This window comes from Micromonospora foliorum (assembly GCF_022229015.1).
Classification (GTDB): Bacteria; Actinomycetota; Actinomycetes; order Mycobacteriales; family Micromonosporaceae; genus Micromonospora; species Micromonospora foliorum.
Window position 1 is genome coordinate 1 of the sequence record NZ_JAKKFF010000504.1, and the last position, 3311, is coordinate 3311.

The following is a 3311-nucleotide window of genomic DNA, read 5'->3' on the forward strand; positions in this document are numbered from 1 at the left end:
GCCGTGGCGAGGCGCCCGCCGCGTGAGCGGCGGGCGGCCGCCCGGTGGCGCCCCGCTGACGCCCGAGGCTCCGGCCCCGTCGCGCTTTCCCCCCAGAATCGCCGACGGGGCCGGTCAGGCGCCCTCCAGCAGCTTCAGGACCACCCGCTCCGCCTCCTCGCGAGGCGCCCGCGGATCCACCGCCGCCACCACCCCGTCGTGGTAGAGGTCGACCACCCGAGGGTCCACGTAGGACGCGCGAGCCACCGTCGGCGTGTTGCCCAGCAGGTCCGCCACCTCACGCATCACGGCGACCACCGCCTTGCGCCGGGCGGTCACCGAGCGGGCCGGGCCGGCGGTGGCCAGCTCGGTGGCCGCGAGCACGGTGGCGTGCCAGGTGCGGAAGTCCTTAGCGGTCATCTCCCCACCGCTGGCGTCGCGCAGGTAGCCGTTGACCTCGTCGCTGCGCACGTCGCGCCACTCCCGGCCGTCCCAGTAGCCGAACAGCCGCTCCGCTTGTCGCCGACGACGGCGCAGGTTGACGAGCACCTGACACAGCTCCGGGTCCTCGATCCGGCGCACCTGCTCGATGCCCCCCTTGGCGGGAAACACGAACACCACGCAACCGCGCCGGGACCGAGCATGCTCGGGGCGCAGGGTGGCCACCCCGTACGTCGGGTCGTCGCCGTTCGCGTACTGGTCGCTGCCGACCCGGAACATCCCCATGTCCAGCAGTCGGGTCACCGTCGCCAGCACCCGGTCCCGGCCCAGTCCACGGCCGTCCAGGTCGCGTCCCACCCGCTCGCGCAGCGCCGGCAGCCGCCGGGCCACCTCCAGCATGTGGTCGAACTTCGCCTCGTCCTGCTTCTCCCGCCACCGCGGGTGGTAGACGTACTGCTTGCGACCGGCCGCGTCGATCCCGATCGCCTGGATGTGCCCGTTCGGGTGCGGCGCGATCCAGACGTCCTGCCAGGCCGGGGGAATGACCAGCTCCCGCAACCGGGCCAGGACATCCGGGTCCCGCACCGGAGCTCCGGACGGGTCGACGAAGAGCCAACCCCGTCCGCGCCGACGCCGTCCGTACCCCGGTCGACCCGGGTCGCTACGCCGCAACCGCACCGGAGACCCGCACCACCCTCTCCACCTCGGCCACGGCGGCCAGCACCTCGTCGAGGTGCAGAGCCGCCATCGTCGGGTGGCTTCCTACCCCGTCCCACCTGGGCCAATCCTGCTCGCCGGCCCAGAGCACCCGATGCCGTGGCCGGTCCGACGGTGGCCCCCACCGCGCCGGTGGCACCGGCCCGAAGAGGACGACCGACGGGGTGCCGTACCCGGTGGCCAGGTGGGCGACGCCGGTGTCCCCGCTGACCACCAGCCGGGCGTCGGCCACCAGCGCGGCGAGCGCGCCGAGGTCGGTCCGGCCGGCCAGTACGGCGTCCGCGGTCAGGCCCGCCGCGTCGGCCACCCGGGCCGCCAACGCCCGTTCGTCGGCCGATCCGGTCAGCAGCACCCGGTGTCCCTGGTCGGTCAGCACCCGGGCCAGCGCGGCGAACCGCTCGGCGGGCCACCGTTTGGCCGGGATCTTGCTGCCCGGGTGCAGCAGGGTGGCACCGCCGGGCAACCCCGCCGGCCCGGGTCGGCGCAGGCCGAGGTCGGCGCGGTCGGCCGGGATGTCGTACCAGGACAGCAGCCGGCACCACCGGTCCACCTCGTGCTCGTCGACGGCCCAGCGCGGGCCGTCGGCGCAGCCGGCGTCCGGGTTGGCGAAGGCGAGCAGCCGGCCGGGCCGGGTGGCCGCGAGCAGCCGGTGCGACTGTGGGCCACGCCCGTGCAGGTTGACCGCGACCCCCGGGGCCGACCCGACCCGGAGGGGTCGGTCCAGCCCGGCGGTGTCCACCAGCCGGTCGACGCCACCGACCAGGTCGACAAGCGGGGCCAGCCAGCCGGGCGCGGCGAGCGCCAGCTCCCGCGAGGGGTACGCGGCCCGCAGCGCCCGCAGCGCGGGCACCGCGGTCACCAGATCGCCGACGCCGAGGGCGCGCAGCACGAGGATCACGGGTACGAGGTCTCCTGCTCGGCGCAGACCACCATCTCGCGCACCGCGCAACCGGGCGGCTGGTTGAGCGCGAACATGATCGCGGCGGCGGTGTCGGCGGGCTCGTTGAGGATCGCGTCCGGCCCCGGCTTGTACTGCGGGTCACGTTCGTCGAAGAACGCGGTGCGCATCCCACCCGGAATGAGCAGGGTGACGCCGACCTGACCGGCCAGCTCGGCGGCGAGGGCCCGGGTGAACCCCACCACCCCGAACTTCGCCGCGCAGTACGCGGTGGCGTCGCCTACCGCCTTGACGCCCAGGGTGGAGGCGACCGTGACGATGCGGCCCCGGGAGGTCAGCAGGAACGGCAGCGCGGCCCGGATCACCGCCGCGGTGGCCAGCAGGTCGACGGCGACGATCCGGTCCCAGGTCTCCCCCGGCACGTCCGCGAGTCGACCCGGCACGTCCATGCCGGCGGCGGTGACCACCGCGTCCAGGCCACCGGCCTGCTCGGCGAGGTGCTGGGTGGCCACCTCGGCGGCTCGCGTGTCGGCCAGGTCGCACTCGGTCCAGGAAACCCCGTCGACCGGCGGCTGCCGGTCCAGTACGAGCGGCCGACCACCGGAGGCGGCCACCGCGGCGACCACGGCGGCACCGAGCCCGCTGGCGCCGCCGGTGACCAGGACGGTGGGCCCCGCACCGGGCCGGGTGGCGGTCATCGGATCCGCTCCGCGAGAGTGCGGACGATCAGGTCGGTGGTGGACCGACCGTCCAGGTAGGGCACCACAACGGTGTTCCCGCCCCACCGGCGAAGGACCTCCGCCTCCGGCAACGTGGCGTTCCCGTCCCCACCGCCGGTGGCGTAGTCACCGCCCTTGACCCAGACGTCGGGGCGTACCCACGACAGGGCCGCCTCCGGGGTCGGCTCGTCGAAGATGAGGACCGCGTCGACGCAGCTCAGGGCGGCCAGCAGCCGGCTACGGTCACCTTCGGACTGCACCGGCCGGTCCGGCCCCTTCAGCCCGGTCACGCTCGCGTCGGAGTTCAGGCAGACGATCAGGCAGTCACCGAGCTGCCGAGCCGCCTCCAGGGTGGCCACGTGCCCGGCGTGCAGCAGGTCGAAGCAACCGCCGGTCGCCACCACCGTGCCACCCGCGGCGCGTACCTCAGCCAGCAGCGTGGCGACGGCGGCCACCCCCACCCGGTCGGCCACCGCACCACCTCGCGGTCCCGGCCGGAGGGCTCGCGGCCCCGGCGCGCTCCTGGCCCGCACCGTGGGCGTCGACGGCGGCAGGGC

The 3311-nt window shown here is 75.3% G+C and carries 4 protein-coding genes; all 4 read right to left on the reverse strand.

Going from position 1 to position 3311, the window contains the following annotated elements:
* Positions 1-114 precede the first annotated feature (114 nt).
* The gene (locus tag PSH25_RS28945) at positions 115-1098 is read right to left on the reverse strand and encodes a DNA topoisomerase IB (protein ID WP_238662043.1); all 984 of its coding nucleotides are present in this window, start codon (positions 1096-1098) and stop codon (positions 115-117) included.
* Positions 1082-2035 carry a glycosyltransferase family 9 protein gene (locus PSH25_RS28950; RefSeq protein ID WP_238662044.1) on the reverse strand — a complete coding sequence of 318 codons (954 nt, stop codon included), beginning with the start codon at positions 2033-2035 and terminating at the stop codon, positions 1082-1084. Before PSH25_RS28950 ends, PSH25_RS28945 begins: the two co-directional genes overlap by 17 nt.
* A complete protein-coding gene (locus tag PSH25_RS28955; RefSeq protein ID WP_238662045.1) occupies positions 2032-2733 on the reverse strand; it encodes an SDR family oxidoreductase in 702 nt (233 codons plus the stop codon). Before PSH25_RS28955 ends, PSH25_RS28950 begins: the two co-directional genes overlap by 4 nt.
* Positions 2730-3311, reverse strand: a 582-nt coding sequence (locus tag PSH25_RS28960) for an adenylyltransferase/cytidyltransferase family protein (RefSeq protein WP_372492877.1), incomplete at its 5' end; no start/stop codon positions are given. The genes PSH25_RS28960 and PSH25_RS28955, both read right to left, overlap by 4 nt.

What these genes read in the sequence shown, in the direction of transcription:
- PSH25_RS28955 (WP_238662045.1), bottom strand. Translation starts at nt 2,733, where the DNA reads ATGACCGCCACCCGGCCCGGTGCGGGGCCCACCGTCCTGGTCACCGGC.